Source organism: Paraburkholderia podalyriae, from assembly GCF_014397785.1.
GTDB lineage: Bacteria > Pseudomonadota > Gammaproteobacteria > Burkholderiales > Burkholderiaceae > Paraburkholderia > Paraburkholderia podalyriae.
In genome coordinates, this window is record NZ_VZQQ01000008.1 from 188,874 (window position 1) to 208,480 (window position 19,607).

Genomic DNA, 19,607 nt, shown 5'->3' on the forward strand with positions numbered 1-19,607 from the left:
CCGATCCGCCCCGCATGTCGTCACACGCCAGCCTTCGTCAACTCATGCGCGCGGCGCAGTCGCTCGCGGCTGTTGCTCAGATGCATGCGCATTGCGGCGCGCGCATCGTCGGCGTCCTGACGCTCGATCGCGCGATAGATCATCAGGTGTTCGCCGAGCACGCTACGCAACACCTCGATATGGTCGAGCTCCGCGATCTCGGCCGAACCAAGCCGCGTGCGCGGGCTGACCGAGCGGCCGAGCTGGCTGAGTACGTCGAAGAAATAGCGATTGCCGCTCGCGCGCGCGATCTGCAGATGAAACTCGATGTCGTGCGCGAGCGTGTCGGTGCTGCCGCGCTCCAGTTCCGACTCGAAGCGATCGAGCGCGGTGCGAATCTGCTTGAGGTTCTGCTCGGTGCGCCGCGATGCCGCGAGTGCGGCCGCGGCGGCTTCGACGTCGATCCGGAACTCGATGATCGCCATCACGTCGAGCATGCTCGTGAGGTCGGCGGCGGGTAACTGCATCGGCTTTTCGGCGGTGGGCGCGAGCACGAACGTGCCGATACCGTGACGCGTCTCGACGATCCTCGCCGCCTGCAGACGCGAAATCGCCTCGCGAACCACGGAGCGGCTCACGGATAGCTGCTTCATCATGGCGACTTCGGTGGGGATGCGGTCGCCTGGCCTCAGCGCGCCGCGGCGAATTTCATCGGAAAGGGTGGCCACCACCTTTTCAGTTAGGCTGCTCATTTTTGTGGCTGGTTGACTGATCCTGCAAAGTATCGCACAGGACTGTACTCGATTCTGCCGTGTTCGGCGGCATCGGCGCGGGCTATTTTTGCGTGCCGGCGCGCGGTGGGACGGGGACGCGGCGGACAGTTGCGCAAGCACATCGGCTGCCTTGTGCATCCTGAAAAATACGAGACATCAGACGTCTTATCTATCACCCGATCCAAGCTCGGGCAATAAAGTAGACGGCCGTGAAGCTGCTGCTCTTTCGGCGCGGGCTGGCCAGACATGCCGGGTAAACACCCAACTGGATTTGACGAAAATAACACGGTAGACTGTCGTCAGACAACGTGTCAGGCGTATCGCAGGGTCCTCCGCCTAGCTGCGCCGCGTTGCGTTCCAACAGGCCATGCGGCCGACAGGGGAGACAAATCTTGACATCAGTTTTGACCACCGCGCTCGACCCGCTGGAATCGGCGGTCTCGAAGGTGAAGCGCAACGTGTTACCGCTTTTCCTGATCATGTTCATCGCGAACTACATCGACCGTGTGAACATCGGCTTCGTCAACGCGCACATGAAGACCGATCTCGGCATCGGCGCGGCAGCGTACGGGCTCGGCAGCGGTCTGTTCTTCATCGGCTATGCGCTGTTCGAAGTGCCGTCGAACGTGCTGATGCAGAAGTTCGGCGCGCGCGTGTGGCTCACGCGCATCATGGGCACTTGGGGGCTGGTGGCGGGCTCGATGGCGTTCGTCTGGAACGACACGTCGTTTTACGTGCTGCGGTTCCTGCTCGGCGTTGCTGAGGCGGGCTTCTTTCCCGGCGTCGTCTATTACTTCACCCAGTGGCTGCCGCAAAAAGAGCGCGGTAAGGCGGTGGCGATCTTTCTGTCGGGCTCGGCGCTCGCGTCAGTGCTGTCCGGTCCGATCACCGGCTCGCTGCTGTCGATTCGCGGCCTCGGCCTGCAAGGCTGGCAGTGGATGTTTCTGATCGAAGGCGGGTTCTCGATCGTGCTGTGTGCCGTCAGCTGGATGATGCTGAAGTCGCACATCCGCGACGCGCATTGGCTCACCGCCGAAGAGCAGCGCGTGCTCGAACAGTCGATCGCGGCCGAACAGGCCGCGCGCGAAGCGCAGGGCGGCGCGCATCTGCCGACGTTCAAGCTGCTGAAGGACCCGCAGATCGCGCTGTTCTGCCTGCTGTACTTTGCGATCCAACTGACGATCTACGCGGCCACTTTCTGGCTGCCGACGATCATCCGCAAGATGGGCGGCCTGTCCGACTTCGAGGTCGGCATGTTCAACGCGATTCCGTGGCTGATCTCGATGGTCGCGATGTATGGCTTCGCGCTCGTGTCGGCGAAATGGCGTCATCAGCAGGGTTGGCTCGCGGTCGCGCTCGTCATTGCGGCGGTTGGCCTGTTCGCGTCGACGTCGGGCAACCCGGTGTTCTCGTTCGTCGCAATCTGCTTCTCGGCGATCGGCTTCAAGGCAGCGTCGTCGTTGTTCTGGCCGATCCCGCAGGGCTACCTCGATGCGCGCGTCGCCGCCGGCGTGCTCGCGCTGATCAATTCGCTCGGCAATCTCGGCGGCTTCTTCGCGCCGGCCACCTTCGGCTATCTGCAGCAGCACACGGGCTCGTTCACGGGCGGGCTGTACGGTCTCGGCGTCGCGTCGCTGCTCGCGGCGGCGGCGGGTTTCCTGACGCGCCGCCGGCCCGGCAATCGCGACCCGTTGCCTGATTCGGCGCACGGCAACGCGCATTGACTACACTGACGGCTCGCATGCGGCCGTCGATTTTTCTGGATTCGAGTTTTCATCCGGTCCGCTCGAACGCGCACGCGGCGCGCGGCGGCTTCCGCCGGCCGGCTTACTTCATCACACAGGTGCTTTTCCCATGTCCACGAAACCTACCGAATCGATCGCCACGCCGGTCGTCACCGAACTGCGCGTCGTGCCCGTCGCCGGCCGCGACAGCATGCTGATGAATCTGAGCGGCGCGCATGGTCCGTTCTTCACGCGCAACATCGTGATTCTGCGCGACAGCGCGGGCCATACCGGCGTCGGCGAAGTGCCGGGCGGCGAGAACATCCGCAAGACGATCGATGACGCGCGGCCGTTCGTGGTCGGTCAGTCGATCGGCAATCTGCAGGCGATCCTGAACAAGGTGCGCACGCAGTTCGCCGATCGCGACGCTGGGGGGCGTGGCCTGCAGACCTTCGATCTGCGCACGACGATTCACGCGGTGACCGCGCTCGAAGCGGCGCTGCTCGACCTGCTCGGACAGCATCTCGGCGTGCCGGTCGCGGCACTGCTCGGCGAAGGTCAGCAGCGCGACGAAGTGGAAATGCTCGGCTACCTGTTCTATATCGGCGATCGCAACAAGACCGATCTGCCGTACGCGAACAACGCCGGCGCGTGTGACGACTGGGAGCGCGTGCGCACCGAAGTCGCGTTGACGCCGGAAGCGGTCGTGCGGCTCGCGGAGGCGGCGCAGGTGCGCTACGGCTTCAACGACTTCAAGCTGAAAGGCGGTGTGCTCGCCGGCGACGCGGAAATCGAGGCCGTGACGGCACTCGCCGAGCGCTTCCCCGAAGCGCGCGTGACGCTCGACCCCAATGGCGCGTGGTCGCTCGCGGAAGCGGTACGCCTGTGCCGTGACCAGCACGACGTGCTCGCTTACGCGGAAGATCCGTGCGGCGCGGAGAACGGCTACTCGGGCCGCGAAGTGATGGCCGAGTTCCGTCGCGCGACCGGCCTGCCGACGGCGACCAACATGATCGCGACCGACTGGCGCCAGATGGGTCACGCCATCCAGCTGCAATCGGTCGACATTCCGCTCGCCGATCCGCATTTCTGGACCATGCAGGGCTCCGTGCGGGTCGCGCAGATGTGCAACGACTGGGGCCTCACGTGGGGTTCGCATTCGAACAACCACTTCGACATTTCGCTCGCGATGTTCACGCACGTCGCGGCTGCAGCGCCAGGCAAGATCACCGCGATCGACACGCACTGGATCTGGCAGGACGGTCAATTCCTGACGCAAGATCCGCTGCAGATCGTCGGCGGCAAGGTCAAGGTGCCGCAGAAGCCGGGCCTCGGCGTCGAACTCGATATGGACGCGCTCGAGAAGGCGCACGCGCTGTATCAGCAGCACGGCCTTGGCGCGCGCGATGACGGCGTGGCGATGCAATATCTGATTCCGAACTGGAAGTTCGATAACAAGCGTCCGTGCCTCGTGCGTTAAAGACGCTTCAACCTGCATGCAGAGCCTGGCGGGCTGCACGAACAGTGCGGTCCGTCAGGCTTTTTTTGTTTGGTTTCAGAACCGCCACGACTTGGCTCGAATACGCGAATTGTGAATTCTGTAAGCTCATCAGACGTCCGTGCATTGCCATAAGTCACTGTTTTTATTGATTCGACGTAAACCCTAGTTGTCTGATGACCAATTAAACATTACGATGTCTTCACTGGAAAGCAGAGCAGAGCAGGGCGGCAGAAACAGCGGACGGAACGCTGGCAATTAACGAGATAACAGTCCTTCACATCAGAACGACCGATGCCCATCGCGCATTGGTGCGTATAACAAATCGAGGAAAGACAATGTCTGTGAGATTCATGCAGAGGAGAACGGCCGCCGCCGCAAGTTTCGTGTTCATTCTGGCGGCGTGCGGAGGAAGTAATAGTCCCAACCCAACGACAGCGGCTTCTAACCCAGCCTCAAGCCCGACCTCGACGCCGACATCCGCGATGCCCTGGATGAATACGTCACTTTCTCCCGAAGCACGCGCTGCACTGCTCGTTCCTGCAATGGCGCTTGCCGACAAGGAAGAGCAATTGACCGGTTCGAATCCAGGCATCCTGCCTGAGTTGCCGCAGTGCTACGGTGCCCGGCACATTCTTGGGCTCGCGAAATACGCGATTCCGACGCTGCGGATTACGAATGGGCCTGTCGGTATCGGCCAGAATGACTGCGTTTCTCCTTCCGTATCGGGCTTCGCCGCTTATACGGATTCCAGTTCCGCCAAGGCGACCGCCCTTCCGTCAGCCATCGCCATGGCTGCTTCGTTCGATCCTTCCGTAGCGACCCAGTTTGGCAACGTGGTTGGCGTAGAGGGAGGAAATCTGGCTCTGCACGTATTCGAAGCGCCGGGTATGAACCTGGCAAGATTGCCCGTGGGGGGACGCAACTTCGAATACATGGGCGAGGACCCCTATCTCACCGGGACGATGGGGGTCGCCGAAATCCAGGCTGTGCAAGCGCACGGCATGATCGCAATGGCGAAGCACCTGGTGGCGAATGAGCAGGAAACGAACCGCATGACGATTCAGGAGAGCGTGGACGATCAAACGTTGCACGAACTCTATCTGCTGCCGTTCGAGATGGCGGTGAAAGCAGGAAACGTCGGCGCCGTCATGTGTTCGTACAACTCGGTGAACGGCTTTTCGATGTGCGAGCAAAAGCACATCCTGTCCGATGTCCTGCGCGGACAATGGGGCTTCAAAGGCTACGTGCAGTCGGACTTCTTTGCGGCGCATAGCACCGCGCCGACCATGCTGGCGGGCATGGACAACGAGATGCCGCTTCCGCAGAACTGGTCGCTGGCGAACCTGAATGCGGCCTTGGCCTCGGGGCAGATCCAGACCTCCGATATCGACAATGCGCTGCTGCGCCGATATACGCAGATGTTCCGCGCGGGTATCTTCGATCGGCCCATTGCGCAGAGCGCTATCAACGCAACGGCTGACGGTACGGTCGCGAAGCAGATCGGCGAGCAGTCGGCAGTACTGCTGCAGAACAACGGGACCTTGCCGCTGAACAAGACGGTTCGAAACGTACTCGTGGTCGGCAAAACGACGCAGGTCTATGCTCAGCAAGCTGTTGCTGGAGGCAGCTCTGTCGGTCATCCGATGGGTTCGGGAGGCGGCAGCTCCGACGTCGTCGCCTTGTACACCGTTACACCGGTGCAGGGCATCAAGGACACGCTTGCCAATCTCGGCAATACCGGCGTTCAGGTTTATCTGGCGCTCGTCGACGACAACAATTCGACCGGCACGATTGACGGCGCGGCCGCAACCATCGCCGACGTCAAGACGGCAGCCACCGGTGCCGACGCCGTCATCTTCATGGCTGGCTCCATGTCGGAGGAAGGGGCCGACCAGGCGAGCTTCACGGACTCGACGGGCCTGACGCTCGACACCGGCAAATACCTCAATACGCTCGACTGGTATGCGCCCAAGCCGAGTTCGATTACGACCTCGAGTTCCGCCAAAAACAGCAACACGCTCGCGTTGCTCCAGACCATCGTCGCGGCAAACAGCAACACCGTGCTCGTTCTGAAGGACAGTGCCGCCGAAGCGCTCGATCCTTCGATCCTCAGCGGAGGGACATCCGCGGCGAGCGCGATTCTCGAGACCTGGTTCCCTGGCGAGGAAGATGGGCACATCGTCGCGGATCTGCTGTGGGGCGTGGCGAATCCGTCCGGCAAACTGCCGGTGACGTTCCCACAGATCGGCCAGGGTTTTATGGATTCGATCACGCCTTTCCAATACCCTGGCGTGTCGATCAACGGAAGCCCGACGGTGACGTATTCGGAAGGGCTGAATGTCGGTTATCGCTGGTATGACGCGATGGGTAAGAGCCCGGCATTCCCGTTCGGCTTTGGTCTTTCTTACACGACCTTCACGATTAGCAACCCGACCGTTAGTACCGGAGCGAACGGCACATACACGGTTACCGCAGTCGTGAAGAACACGGGTTCCGTGGCGGGCGCCGAAGTTCCACAGGTGTATATCGCGCTGCCGTCCTCTGCGGCAGAGCCGCCCAGGCGTCTGGTGGGGTTCCAGAAGGTGAGCCTGAACGCTGGCGGGACGCAGACGGTGTCGATCTCGATCGATCCAGCCGCGCCGAATCATCCGCTCAGCACATGGAATAAAGATTCGCAGCAGTGGACGATCCCGACCGGTTCCTACTCTGTGTATATCGGGAACTCGTCACGCAGCCTGACTCTTGCGGGAACCATCACCCGATAGAGGCGCGTAGGGCACCAGCGTCTGATCAGGTCCGATTCCTGATCAGACCTGGCGCTACACACAGACCTTTGGCGATCGTTCGCTAAATGCTCGAACCAACGTAATCGGTCCGCTTAATGAAAGTACTATCACGACGAATGTTGGCACTCGTGCTCGGTGCAACGCTCTGCCTGGTTACGAGCGCAGCAGAGAAGCCTTTTGTCACGGTAAACGGCAAACCGGTCTCTCAGGCAGACGCCGATTTGTATATCGGACAGGCGCACGCCCAAGGCTTTTCCGATTCGCCTCAATTGACGGACCATGTCCGGGATGAACTGATTCGCCGCGAAGTTCTCTTCCAGCAAGCGCACAAGGTCGGCTTCGACCGGAACCCGGAAGTCGCGGCACGTGCCGAGGCCGCCCGGCAAAAGATTCTCGTGCAGGCGCAGGCGACGTGGGAGATCGAAATCGTCAGAGCGTACATGCAGGACTTTCTAAAAAAGAACCCTGTCAGTGACGCTCAACTGAAGGCGATGTACGACGACATGAAAGCGAAAGGCGGCAGCACCGAATATAAAGTCCGCCATATCCTCGTCAAGGATGAAGGCGAGGCAAAAGACCTCATTGCGAAGCTCAACAAGGGCGCGTCGTTTGGCGAACTCGCAAAGGAATCGATCGATTCCGACACCAGATACAACGGCGGAGATCTGGGCTGGATAACTTCCAGCAAAGTGGTCAAGCCGTTCGCCGACGCGGTTTCGCATTTGCAGAAGGGCGAATACACGCAGACCCCGGTCAAGACCGGATACGGCTTTCATGTTATCGAAGTCGATGACACTCGCCCTTTGCAGGTTCCGTCGTTCGCAGACATGAAGCCGATGCTGTACCAGCAGGCACAGGCGGAACGCGTCGACACAATGGTGAAGAATCTTAGAGCGAAAGCCACCATTCAGTAAGCGGCCGAATCACGTTCGAGTTTTTTATTCGCTCGATTGATCCGGGTGCTCAGCTCTTACGAAACACCACGTGCGAGATCCGCTGCACGAGAAGCGCGGCCGCCAGCGATGCCACCGCGGTCAGCCACACACCGATGTGAATCGACTGCACCAGCGCATCGCGTGCGCTATCGATCAGCGCGAGCGTATCGAGCCCCGATGTCTTCATATCCGTGATCAATTGCGTGCGCGACGCGTCGTCGATCAGGATGCGCAGATCGACGATACGCGGCCGCCATTGCGATGCGGCCGGTTCGCCGAGAACGCTCATCGTGCGCGTGACGACGTTGCGATAGTGATGCTGCACGACGGTCGCGACGATGCTGGTGCCGAGCATGCCGCCGACCATGCGCGTCGATTGCAGGAGCGCGGTCGTGATGCCGAAACGTTCGCGTCCGGCGATCTCCTGGCCGAACACGTTCAGGTTGTTCAGGATGAAGCCGAGGCCGATGCCGACCGCGCCCATCGGCAGCACGATGCGCACGTGCGGCGTATCCGGATTCGCGAACGCCAGCGCGATCGACGCGAACATCAGCAGCCCGAAGCCGATCGTCAGGATGCGTGTCGGCTTCTTCATGTGAATCACGATGCGGGTGTTCAGCAGACTGCCGAGCGCGATGCACGCGGCGATCGGCGTCGCGAGCAGGCCGGCCTGCTGCGGTGATAGACCGAAGCCGCCTTGCAGCAGCAAAGGCGCAAAGAAGATCAGCGAGAACATCACGAAGCCGGACAGCATGCCGAGCGTGAATAGCGTGACGAGTTGCGCGTCCTTGAACAGATCGAGCGGAATGATCGGATGCGTGGCGCGCTTTTCGCACCTGAACAGCGCGACCGTGCCGGCGATTACGCATGCGCCCAACACGAGGTTGCCCACCGTGAGGCCATTTTTCGGCACCGCTTCGATAAACGCCTGCAAGCCGCCGAGCACGCCCGCGACGAGCCCCGCGCCGAGCCAGTCGATCTTCACCTCGCCAACATGCGGCCGCCGGAAATTCGGCAGATGCATCCAGATGAAATAGAGTGCCGCCGCGCCGACCGGCAGGTTGACGAGAAACGTCGAGCGCCAGCCGAGGTGTTCGCTCATCCAGCCGCCGAGCGAGGGGCCGGCCGCGGTACCGATGCCGTAGGCCGCGGCCAGCACCACCTGCCAGCGCACGCGGGTGCGCGCGTCGGGGAACAGATCGGGAATCGACGCGAACGCGGTGCCCACCATCATGCCGCCGCCGACGCCTTGCAGCCCGCGCGCCATCGCGAGAAACAGCATGCTGTTGGCGAGGCCGCACAACACCGACGCGACCGTGAACGTGATCACCGCGGCGATCACGAAGCGCTTGCGGCCGAAGTAGTCGCCGAGCCGCCCGAACACCGGCACGGTGACGACCGAGGCGAGCAGGTACGCGCTCGCGATCCACGCGAAATATTCGAAGCCGTGGAGCTCGGCGACGATCGACGGCAGCGCGGTGCTGACGACGGTCTGGTCGAGCGCGACCAGCATGTTGACGAGCCCGATGCCGAGCATCGCGTAAAGCGCGTGGCGAAACGGCAGGGCGGGGGCGGCGGAACTGGCGGAGGCGGTGGAATTCACGGATCGGGCAGAAAGCGGTTCGGGGGTGGGCGCTGCACGGCGGATCGCGGTCAGGACCACCGCGATTCTAGGCAAGTTGTCTGACTTCTTATGGATTATACGGGGTTTTCCCTGGTCAAAACTATGGGTCGCCCGAAAAACAACGCGTCGCAATACGTCAAGTTTCAGTCCACCCAACCCACTAATTGGATAAAGAGCGCTTAAATGTATGCGTGAAATTACGCGTCGCGCGGGCATGATTAATCGGCATACGCAATTTTGATGCGGCCGCGAATTGACAAGCTATTGCGTGAATCGAAATTGCAAAAGCGTCACGTATAAAAAAGAAGCCGACACAATGTGTCGGCTTAAAGATTCTGGCGTCCGAGGATGATTGCCAGAACCTGAGAGACATGAAGCCGCAAAGCCGAGTTGCTGCTTGACAGCAGCTTCCAACAGCAAACGACTGGGGACGTGTTTCGCCGATCGTTGATCGATCGGATGTTGATCCAGAAAGCATGGCGGCGAGTATAACGTCGTCAATCGACTTGTGGAACCGAGCGTCGGCGAATTAATTAATGAATTTTTCGTTAATGTTTGTCTCCATATTGTCGGATTCACATAACGCGCAGATTCAGCGAGAGCGCGCTCGCGCTGACACGATTCCGATAGAACAGAAGACGGGGTAGGGGCGCTATGCTAGCGGTTTTGTTCACTCGAGGAGCGACCGATGACCCAACCCGCAGGTTCGATGATCACGTTCAACCGTCCCGACGGCAAGCAGCTACAAGGCTATCTCGCGAAGCCTGAAAAAACCGCAGGCGCGCCCGCGGTCGTCGTGATCCAGGAATGGTGGGGCTTGAACGACCAGATTCGCGGCGTCGCCGACCGCCTCGCGAAAGCCGGCTACTTCGCGCTCGTGCCCGATCTGTATCGCGGCAGGTCGACGGTCGAAGAGGACGAGGCGCACCATCTGATGAGCGGCCTCGATTTCGGCGACGCCGCGACGCAGGACGTGCGCGGCGCGGTCCAGTATCTGCAGCAGCACGCGGCGAAGGTCGGCGTGACCGGCTATTGCATGGGCGGCGCGCTGACGTTACTTGCGCTGTGCAACGTGCCCGAACTGGCGGCCGGCGTCGTCTGGTATGGCTTTCCTCCGCTCGACTATATCGACGCATCGAAGATCAGGATGCCGGTGATGGGCCATTGGGCTCTGCAGGACGAGTTCTTCGCCGCCGAGACGGTCGACGCGCTCGAAAAGAAACTCACCGACGCGAAGGTCGACACCGAGTTTCATCGGTATCTGGCGCGTCATGCGTTCGCGAACGAAGCGGCGGTCGGGCCGGGGCGCATCGCGAAGACGCAATACGATCCGGTCTGGGCGCAACAGGCGTGGGATCGGACGCTGACATTCTTTGGCCGCACGCTGTGGAAATGAGCTGGTGAATGACGCAAGCGGACGGCTCGTCCGCTCTGACGGTCGACAGCGTGCTGGCGGTGTCGCAACTGTCGCGGAACATCGCGTACGGCTGGGGCTTCAATGGCGCGTCGGATTTCAATCGGGCGTTCAGACGTGCGCACGATATGACGCCGGGCGATTTTCGCGCGGCGGCATCGGCAATCAATTCATGGAGATGACAACGTGGTGAAGATCGATCCGGACCGGCTGATGGCCGACCTCAAAAGGCTGCGCGGTTTTGGCGCGACCGGTCCCGGCGTGGTCCGGCTCGCGCTGTCGCCGGTCGATCTGGCGGCGCGCGAATGGCTGGCCGGCCGGATGACGGAGGCGGGACTCGACGCGCGCATCGACGGCGTGGGCACCGTGTTCGGACGCTCGCGCAATAGCGGTCCCGCGCTCGTGATCGGCTCGCATACCGACACGCAGCCGACCGGCGGCTGGCTCGATGGCGCACTGGGTGTGATGTACGGGCTCGAAATCGCCCGCGCGCTAGCGGAGCACGACGCGACGCGGCACCTCGCCGTCGACGTCGCGTCGTGGATCGACGAGGAGGGCACGTTCTCGGGCCTGCTCGGCAGTCGCAGCTTCGTCGGCGAGGCGGTCGACGAATCGATTCGCGGCGCGACGAATCGGCAGGGCGAACGCTTGGCCGACGTACTCGAGGCCGCTGGACTGGCGGGCCGGCCGCGTGCCCGTTTCGAGGCCGGGCGCCAGGTCGCGTATCTGGAGCCGCATATCGAGCAGGGCGGACGACTGGAAGCGATCGGCAAAGCGATCGGCGTCGTCACGACGATCGTCGGGCTGCGCGAATCGCGGCTGCGCTTCACGGGTCAGCGCAACCACGCGGGCACGACGCCAATGTCGATCCGCCGCGACGCCGGCGCGGCGCTGGTCGCGTTCATCGCGCGGATGAACGACGCGTTCGGGCAGCTGGCGGACGCGTATACCGTCTGGACCGTGGGCCGCATCGATCTCGATCCGGGCTCGATGAGCGTCGTGCCCGGCGCGGCCGACATGTACCTGCAATTCCGCGATGCGAACCCGGCACGGCTTCAGGCCATGGAACGCGCGCTCGCGGAACTGGTGCGCGACTTCAACGCGCACGACGCGGTGAGCGTCGAATTGCAGACGCTCGACGAGCCGATCGAACCCGTCAGCATGGACGCCACGCTCGCGGAGCACATCGCGCGAGCCGCCGAAGCACTCGCGCCGGGCCAGTGGCTGCGCATGCCGAGCGGCGCCGCGCACGACGCGCAGGTGATCGCGCGTTGCATGCCGGCCTGCATGATGTTCGTGCCGAGCATCGGCGGCGTGAGTCACGACTTTATCGAGGACACGGCCGACGAGCATATCGTGCTCGGCTGCCAGATCGCGGCGATGGCCGCGGCTTCGATGCTGCTGGAGCTATCGGCTGGGCATTCCTGAGGGCCGCGCTACTTCCACTTGTCGCCGAGCGCGTCGAGCCCGGCTTTCATCAGATCCTCGGGCAGCATCGCGATGCGCAGCTCGCAGTCGGCGTCGAGCGTCAGGAACCACGGTTCGGCAAGCGCGGGGATCGCCGATGCATCGGCGACCTCGACGACCGCCACCGCGCCGCGTTTGCCCTGCTGCTCGGTGAAGTAGATGGCTTCTGGTTTCATGTCATCGAGGATCTTTCTCATCAGGTCGCCGATTCGGCCTTCGCGCACGAGTGTGCTGAACGGTTCGTTCGGTATTTGTATGTTGAGAAGCATGCGCATGTCATTCTCCTGTTCGATACTCCAAAGAGCATCTTAAGGATAGGTGTTGCATGCGCGGCCGATGGTGCTGATCGCGGACGAAGCATCGGCGATTACGGCCGATGGGTGGCGCGCCGTGCCGGGTGTGCGCTGCTTTAGCTACCGAACAGCGAACCCTGCGTTCCCCGGCTCGGCTGACGATGCGCCGGTTTCGCGGGCGCATCGTGCTTGACCGCTTGCGCCGCTCCCCGCTCAGACGCCTGCCTTTGCGCGTGGTCCGCCGCTGCTTCGAGCGATGTCTGCCCCGCCTCCAGCGAAAGCAGCAGCATCTTGTTAGCGAGGCCGCCGGCAAATCCAGTCAGATCGCCCGACGCGCCGATCACGCGATGACACGGCGCGACGATCGAGATCGGATTCCGGCCGTTTGCCGCGCCCACCGCGCGCACCGCATTGACGTTGCCGATCTGCTGCGCGATCTCCGAGTAGCTGCGCGTCTGGCCGAACGGAATGGTCAGCAGCGCGCGCCAGACCTGCTTCTGGAACTCGGTGCCCTGAAAGTCGAGCGGCAGATCGAAGGCCTCGCGCGTGCCCGCGAAGTACTCGTGCAATTGCCGCGCGGTCTCGACGAGCACCGCTAGCTCGTTCGCTTCGCTCATCTCGCCGAGTCGCACGCGCTCAGGCTTGTCGTGCTCCCACAGAATCGCGGCGAGGCATTCGCCTTTCGCCACCAGCTTCAATTGACCGACCGGCGAATCGATCAACTTGTATGCATACGTCACTTTCTCAGGCTCCTGACAGGATGGAGGCGCAAGGACTTGCGAGGCCGCGGCGTTTCGACGACCGGACGCGCAAAACTGCATGAAGGCTGCGCCGTTATCCGATAGTGTGTCGCTTGCGTGGCCTGAACGCGCTCCAGATATTGCTGTCTCATTCGCATTCGACATGGCCGCGACGGCCGTGACCCCCGCAACGCTCGCATCACTGTACCGCAGAGAACCCCCAGATGACCTTCGACTCAGTAAAATCGACAGCTTCGGTACGACGCATTGCGGGCGCTACCTGATCTTCTTTCCCACGACTGTGACGACGACTTTAGAACAACTGCGGGCCGGGCAACTGGCGGGTGCGCGCGAACTCAAACTCGCGTGCGGCCTGAGCGAATTTCCGCGCGAGATTTTCGATCTCGCCGATACGCTCGAAGTGCTCGACCTGTCGAACAACGCACTGACGACGCTGCCCGACGATCTGCCGCGTCTGCGCAAACTGCGCATCCTGTTCGCATCCAACAACCCGTTCACCGAGCTGCCCGGCGTGCTCGGCGAATGCGTGCAACTGAGCATGATCGGCTTCAAGTCGAATCGCATCCGCGCGGTGCCGGCGCGTGCGCTGCCGCCGCTGCTGCGTTGGCTGATACTGACCGACAACGACATCGAACGCTTGCCCGCGGAGCTCGGCCGCTGCACGCAACTGCAGAAGCTGATGCTCGCCGGCAACCGGCTGCGCGCGCTGCCCGAGGAGCTGGCCGCCTGCACGCGGCTCGAACTGCTGCGGCTCGCGGCGAATCGTTTCGACGCATTGCCGCGTTGCCTGCTGCGTCTGCCGCGGCTTTCGTGGCTCGCGTATGCGGGCAATCCGTTCAACGCGGCGCTCGAACAGGCGGCACTCGTCGACGCGCCGATCAGCGGCATTCGCTGGGATGCATTGCGGCTCGAACAGCCGTTGGGCGAGGGCGCATCGGGCGTGATCCATCGCGCGACGCTGCACGCTCAAAGCGAGCCTGCGCCGCGTGCGGTCGCCGTCAAGCTGTTCAAGGGCGCGGTGACGAGCGACGGTTTGCCCGACTGCGAAATGGCTGCTTGCATTCGCGGCGGCGAACATGCGAACCTGATCCCGGTACTCGGCAAGGTGATCGCGCATCCGTCGGACTCGCATGGCCTCGTGATGGGATTGATCGATCCGCGCTTCTCCAACCTCGCTGGTCCGCCGAGCCTCGCATCGTGCACGCGCGACGTCTATCGCGACGACGCGCGCTTCGACCTTGCGACGGTGCTCGGCATCGCGAGCGGCATCGCGAACGTCGCGAGTCATCTGCATCGGCGTGGCGTGATGCATGGCGATCTATACGCGCACAATATCCTGCACGGCGGCGCGGGGCGCGCGCTGCTCGGCGACTTCGGCGCGGCGTCGTTTTTTGACGCCGGCGATCGCGAGCTCGGTATCGCGTTGCAGCGGCTCGAAGTGAGAGCGTATGGCTGTCTGCTCGAAGAACTGCTCGAGCGTTGCGCTGCGCCCGGTGGGCTCCACGGACAACCGGACATCGCCGCGCCACTCGCCGCATTGAAGACGCGTTGTCTGAGCGAAGACATCGACAGCCGGCCGCTCTTCGACGAAATCGCCGCCAGCGTCGCGTCGTTCGATCGGCACGTCCGCAACCGGCACGTCCGCAACCGGCACCTCCGCGAAGGAGTCAAGCCATGACGCAGAACATGCGCCGCCGCATGCTGCTCGCGGGCGCGCTGGCCGCGACCGGTCTTACCGGCGTCGCGCTGTTCGGGGACGACGCCCGCGCCGAACTGCTGCCCGGCACGAAGCCGAAGATCGCGCTCGTGCTCAAATCGATGACGGACCCGTTCACGGTCGCGATGGTCGACGCCGCGCGCAATTACCAAGACCACTTCTCGACGCAATTCAGCCTGACGATTCGCGGCACGGCCAAACAGACCGACACCGCCGCGCAGATCCGCATGGTCGACGAGATGATCAGGGCCAGGATGAACGCGATCGTGATCGCGCCGACCGACTCGAGCGCGCTGACCCCGGCGGTCGCCCGAGCGATCAAGGCCGGCATCATCACGATCGCGATCGACAACCCGCTCGACGACGCCGCGCAAGCCGCCGCTGGCATCTCGGTGCCGTTCGTCGGGCCGGACAATCGCAAGGGCGCGAAGCAGGTCGGCGATTATCTGGCGAGGTGGCTGAAGCCCGGCGATCAGGTCGGCATCATCGAAGGCGTCCCGACGAGCAGCAATGCGCAGCAGCGCACGGCCGGCAGCCGCGATGCGATGGATGCCGCGAGCGTGCAGGTCGTCGCGGTCGAGTCGGGTAACTGGGAGTACGGCAAGGCCCGCGACGTGGCCGCGAAAATGCTGGCCGAGCATCCGCAGCTTCGCGCGCTGTTATGCGGCAACGACAACATGGCGATGGGCGCGGTCGACGCGATTCGCGACGCGGGTCGCGGCGGCGGCGTCTATGTCACCGGCTACGACGCGATCGATGCGATCAAGCCGCTACTCGCCGACGGCCGCGTGCTCGCGACGATGAACCAGTTCGCCGGCCGCCAGACCGTGTTCGGCATCGACTTCGCGTTGAAGGCGGTCACCGAGCAGCGCAAGCAGCGCGAGCTGTCGACGGTGATCGAGACGCCGTTGCAACTGGTGACGGCCACGAAACGTTGAGGCGGCGCGCGCGCTATCGGCCCTTTGTTTTGATGGTAGCGAAATCGTTCGACTCAGGTCATCGCAGTTACGGCACGAGCCACAACGCCGCCGCGTAAATCACCAGCGACACCGCGAACGTCACCGCCGTATAGCCCATCACGCGCTGAATCCGGATACCCGCGATCGCGACGATCGGCACGGCCCAGAACGGCTGCAGCATGTTCGAAACGTTCTCGGCCATTGCGACGCCCATTGCGGTGCGCGGCACCGACGCATGCAGGCTGAGCGCCGCGGGCAGCACGAACGGACCCTGTACCGCCCAGTGGCCACCGGCGCTCGGCACCAGCAGCGTGATGATCAGCGAGCTCAGATAGCTCCACAGCGGCAGCGTGACTGGCGACGCGATCGTCACGAACGCCTTCGCGATCATCGATGCGAGACCCGTGCCCTTCATGATGCCCATGATCCCGCCGTACATCGGATATTGCAGCAGCATCGAGCCGGTCTGACGCGCGGCGCGGCGAATCGAATTCGCGTACGCGATCGGCGTGCGTTGCAGCGCGAGACCGATCATCAGGAAGATCAGGATCGTGTTGTTGATGTCGAGATCGAATCCTTCCTTGTGCCACGTCATCGCCAGATAGCCGATGCCGAGCGCGAGCATCAGCAGTGTGCCGAGCATCGACTGTTCGAGGCGCGCCGCGAGCGATGCCTCGCTGCTCGCGCGGGCATGCGGGTCGTCGCTCGGCGCGTCGGCGGCTGCTTCGCCGCTCTGACGAAACGCGACGACGTTCTCCGCCTTCGGATGCATCTTGATGAAGATCGCGGTCATCACGACGACGACCAGCACGGTCGGAATGAACACGAACGGCGCGAAGATGGTTTCGCTGAGCGGCACCACGTGGCCGGTCGCTTTCTCGACGAGATTCAGCGCATTGCCGTGCGATGCCTGTGATAGCGCGATTGAACTCGACAGCCCGCTGTTGCAGATCGACCAGGCCGAATAGCTGCCCGCGACGAGCCATGCGAAATCGACGTCGACGCGTCGCGCGATTTCCCGCGACAGCAACGCGCCGACGATGAGCCCGAGCCCCCAATTGAGCCACGCGGCAACCGCGACGACCGGAAATACGAGCAGCGCGGCACGCGTCGGCGAGTTCGCATGCGACGCGAGCGCGCGCAAACCGCGTTGCACGATCGGCGCTTCCGCGATCGCGTAGCCGGTCGCGAGGATCAGGATCATCTGCAGCGCAAAGCCCAGAATGCCGAACGTGCCGGTGTACCAGGAATCGAGCAGCGTCGGCAGTGTGCCGGTCGGGGCGATCAGCATCGCCAGCACGGCGACGAAGAACGTCAGGCAGATCGACAGTACGAACGGGTCAGGCATGACCTGCTCGAAAACATAAACCAGCCCTTCGACGATGCCGCGCGAAGTGGCCGGTCGGCCGGCGGCGTGAGGGGGAGTGTCTCGCTTCATGTGTGTGACTCTGTGTAGTGCCCGGCCATGTGCTGGGCGCGGAAGGGCGGGTTCGGCGCGCCGGCGCATGTTCTTAGTGTGAACATGGTTTCGTTAAACGAACGCTACATTATTCGGCGTGGGCGCGGGCGGTGTCAAGAAAACGTGAGATCGGCTGAGCGGTCGCGGCAGCGTTTAATACTTTTCCCGACCTAATCGCGCCGAAAAAATATATTGGACGTCTTAGTGGCGTTCTTGCACTATTCGTCCCCAGCGCAGAATCCGCGCTGCGATCCCCACGCCCGCGCGGGCGCTCATCAAAACCGAAAACAGCAATACCTGAGGATACAGATGCCCAACTATCGCTCACGCACTTCGACTCACGGCCGCAACATGGCCGGCGCCCGCGCGCTGTGGCGCGCGACCGGCATGACGGACGACGACTTCGGCAAGCCGATCATCGCGGTCGTGAACTCGTTCACGCAGTTCGTGCCGGGCCATGTGCATCTGCGCGACCTCGGCGCGCTGGTCGCGAAGCAGATCGAAGCGGCCGGCGGCGTGGCGAAGGAATTCAACACGATCGCCGTCGACGACGGCATCGCGATGGGCCACGGCGGCATGCTGTATTCGCTGCCGTCGCGCGAACTGATCGCGGACTCGGTCGAGTACATGGTCAACGCGCACTGCGCGGACGCGATGGTCTGCATCTCGAACTGCGACAAGATCACCCCCGGCATGTTGATGGCCGCGATGCGCCTGAACATTCCGGTCGTGTTCGTGTCGGGCGGTCCGATGGAAGCGGGCAAGGTCAAGTCGCCGAGCGATGGCCAGGTGATCGCGAAGATCGACCTGATCGACGCGATGATCAAGGCCGCCGATCCGAAGACCAGCGACGCCGAAGTGGCCGAAGTCGAACGCAGCGCGTGCCCGACTTGCGGTTCGTGCTCGGGCATGTTCACCGCGAACTCGATGAACTGCCTGACCGAAGCGATCGGCCTCGCACTGCCGGGCAACGGCACGATCGTCGCGACGCACGCATGGCGCAAGGGCCTGTTCGAGCAGGCTGGCCGCCTGGTCGTCGATCTGTGCCGCCGCTACTATCAGGAAGAGGACACCTCGGTCCTGCCGCGCAACATCGCCACCAAGCAGGCGTTCGAGAACGCGATGGCGCTCGACGTCGCGATGGGCGGCTCGACCAACACCGTGCTGCACCTGTTGGCCGCCGCGCAGGAAGCGGGCGTCGATTTCACGATGTCGGACATCGACCGCATCTCGCGCAACGTGCCGTGCCTGTGCAAGGCCGCGCCCATGACCGACAAGTACCACATCGAGGACGTGCACCGCGCGGGCGGCATCATCGGTATTCTCGGCGAGCTCGCGCGCGCTGAGCTGCTCGACCTGTCGTGCGGCAACGTGCATAGCGGCACGCTCGGCAACGCGATCGCGAAGTGGGACATCGCTGGCGACGCGGGTGACGAAGCGCAGAAGTTGTTCCGCGCGGCGCCGGGCGGCATCCCGACCACGGTCGCGTTCAGCCAGGAGGCGACCTTCGCGACGCTCGACACGGACCGCAAGAGCGGCTGTATCCGCAGCAAGGAGAACGCGTATTCGAAGGACGGCGGCCTCGCGGTGCTGTACGGCAACCTCGCGGAGAAGGGCTGCATCGTGAAGACCGCGGGCGTCGACGAATCGCAGTGGTTGTTTTCGGGCCGCGCGCGCGTGTTCGAAAGCCAGGACGACGCGGTCGACGCAATTCTCGGTGACAAGGTCGTGCCGGGCGACGTCGTGGTGATCCGCTACGAAGGTCCGAAGGGCGGTCCGGGCATGCAGGAAATGCTGTACCCGACTTCGTATCTGAAGTCGAAGGGCCTCGGCAAAAGCTGTGCATTGTTTACCGATGGCCGTTTCTCGGGCGGCTCGTCGGGCCTCGTGATCGGCCATGCGTCGCCGGAAGCGGCGGAAGGCGGCACGATCGGGCTGGTCGAAGACGGCGACGTGATCGAGATCGACATCCCGCAGCGCAAGATGCATCTCGCGGTGTCAAACGAAGAGCTCGCACGCCGTCGCGCGGCGATGGAAGCGCGCGGCGACAACGCATGGCAGCCGACGAATCGCGAGCGTGTGGTGTCGCAGGCATTGCAGGCGTATGCGGCGCTCGCGACCTCGGCCGATCGCGGCGCGGTACGCGACATTTCGCAATTGAAGCGCAAGTAAAGCGCGGATCAGCGTGGCGGTCCTATTCGCGGTGACGCGTGTG

The 19,607-nt window shown here is 63.1% G+C and carries 15 protein-coding genes; 10 read left to right on the forward strand and 5 right to left on the reverse strand.

Annotated features, from left to right (window positions below; genetic code table 11):
* Nucleotides 1-20 precede the first annotated feature (20 nt).
* The gene (locus F6X42_RS12060) at nt 21-731 is read right to left on the reverse strand and encodes a FadR/GntR family transcriptional regulator (RefSeq protein ID WP_187634432.1); all 711 of its coding nucleotides are present in this window, start codon (nt 729-731) and stop codon (nt 21-23) included.
* Between the two features lie 413 nt (nt 732-1,144).
* On the opposite strand from F6X42_RS12060, the gene F6X42_RS12065 reads away from it, so the two are divergent.
* From F6X42_RS12065 to F6X42_RS12080, 4 genes are all read left to right on the forward strand, one after another.
* Nucleotides 1,145-2,476 carry an MFS transporter gene (locus F6X42_RS12065; RefSeq protein WP_187634433.1) on the forward strand — a complete coding sequence of 444 codons (1,332 nt, stop codon included), beginning with the start codon at nt 1,145-1,147 and terminating at the stop codon, nt 2,474-2,476.
* A 130-nt stretch (nt 2,477-2,606) separates the two neighbouring features.
* Complete coding sequence (gene gudD, locus F6X42_RS12070; RefSeq protein WP_187634434.1) at nt 2,607-3,956, forward strand: glucarate dehydratase; 1,350 nt, start codon at nt 2,607-2,609, stop codon at nt 3,954-3,956.
* Nucleotides 3,957-4,468: 512 nt separating this feature from the next.
* Nucleotides 4,469-6,742: a beta-glucosidase family protein gene (locus F6X42_RS12075; RefSeq protein WP_246530062.1), complete on the forward strand. Its 2,274-nt coding sequence runs from the start codon at nt 4,469-4,471 to the stop codon at nt 6,740-6,742.
* A gap of 137 nt (nt 6,743-6,879) precedes the next feature.
* Nucleotides 6,880-7,677, forward strand: coding sequence for a peptidylprolyl isomerase (locus F6X42_RS12080; RefSeq protein ID WP_187634436.1), 798 nt, complete (start codon nt 6,880-6,882; stop codon nt 7,675-7,677).
* A gap of 49 nt (nt 7,678-7,726) precedes the next feature.
* Here the strand turns inward: F6X42_RS12080 and F6X42_RS12085 are convergent, their stop codons facing one another.
* The gene (locus tag F6X42_RS12085; RefSeq protein WP_187634513.1) at nt 7,727-9,235 is read right to left on the reverse strand and encodes an MFS transporter; all 1,509 of its coding nucleotides are present in this window, start codon (nt 9,233-9,235) and stop codon (nt 7,727-7,729) included.
* Between the two features lie 775 nt (nt 9,236-10,010).
* Between F6X42_RS12085 and F6X42_RS12090 the strand changes: the two genes are divergently transcribed.
* From F6X42_RS12090 to F6X42_RS12100, 3 genes are read left to right on the forward strand one after another with little or no spacing between them, the layout of a single operon-like run.
* Nucleotides 10,011-10,718: a dienelactone hydrolase family protein gene (locus tag F6X42_RS12090; protein WP_187634437.1), complete on the forward strand. Its 708-nt coding sequence runs from the start codon at nt 10,011-10,013 to the stop codon at nt 10,716-10,718.
* Between the two features lie 8 nt (nt 10,719-10,726).
* Nucleotides 10,727-10,918, forward strand: a complete 192-nt coding sequence (locus F6X42_RS45870; protein ID WP_376776363.1) for a hypothetical protein — start codon at nt 10,727-10,729, stop codon at nt 10,916-10,918.
* A 4-nt stretch (nt 10,919-10,922) separates the two neighbouring features.
* Nucleotides 10,923-12,164: a Zn-dependent hydrolase gene (locus F6X42_RS12100; protein WP_187634438.1), complete on the forward strand. Its 1,242-nt coding sequence runs from the start codon at nt 10,923-10,925 to the stop codon at nt 12,162-12,164.
* A gap of 8 nt (nt 12,165-12,172) precedes the next feature.
* Here the strand turns inward: F6X42_RS12100 and F6X42_RS12105 are convergent, their stop codons facing one another.
* Complete coding sequence (locus F6X42_RS12105; RefSeq protein ID WP_187614207.1) at nt 12,173-12,478, reverse strand: panthothenate synthetase; 306 nt, start codon at nt 12,476-12,478, stop codon at nt 12,173-12,175.
* A 134-nt stretch (nt 12,479-12,612) separates the two neighbouring features.
* Nucleotides 12,613-13,236, reverse strand: coding sequence for a methylated-DNA--[protein]-cysteine S-methyltransferase (locus F6X42_RS12110; protein WP_187634439.1), 624 nt, complete (start codon nt 13,234-13,236; stop codon nt 12,613-12,615).
* A 301-nt stretch (nt 13,237-13,537) separates the two neighbouring features.
* On the opposite strand from F6X42_RS12110, the gene F6X42_RS12115 reads away from it, so the two are divergent.
* Together F6X42_RS12115 and F6X42_RS12120 are read left to right on the forward strand one after the other, a co-directional pair.
* Complete coding sequence (locus F6X42_RS12115; RefSeq protein ID WP_187634440.1) at nt 13,538-14,935, forward strand: leucine-rich repeat-containing protein kinase family protein; 1,398 nt, start codon at nt 13,538-13,540, stop codon at nt 14,933-14,935.
* Nucleotides 14,932-15,912 carry a substrate-binding domain-containing protein gene (locus F6X42_RS12120; RefSeq protein ID WP_187634441.1) on the forward strand — a complete coding sequence of 327 codons (981 nt, stop codon included), beginning with the start codon at nt 14,932-14,934 and terminating at the stop codon, nt 15,910-15,912. The genes F6X42_RS12115 and F6X42_RS12120 overlap by 4 nt, the downstream gene beginning before the upstream one ends.
* 67 nt (nt 15,913-15,979) lie before the next feature.
* On the opposite strand, the gene F6X42_RS12125 is transcribed toward F6X42_RS12120, so the two are convergent.
* Nucleotides 15,980-17,371 carry a short-chain fatty acid transporter gene (locus tag F6X42_RS12125; RefSeq protein ID WP_187634442.1) on the reverse strand — a complete coding sequence of 464 codons (1,392 nt, stop codon included), beginning with the start codon at nt 17,369-17,371 and terminating at the stop codon, nt 15,980-15,982.
* A gap of 330 nt (nt 17,372-17,701) precedes the next feature.
* Here F6X42_RS12125 and ilvD point away from each other — a divergent pair, with 330 nt between their 5' ends.
* Nucleotides 17,702-19,564 carry a dihydroxy-acid dehydratase gene (gene ilvD, locus F6X42_RS12130; protein ID WP_187634443.1) on the forward strand — a complete coding sequence of 621 codons (1,863 nt, stop codon included), beginning with the start codon at nt 17,702-17,704 and terminating at the stop codon, nt 19,562-19,564.
* Nucleotides 19,565-19,607 lie beyond the last annotated feature (43 nt).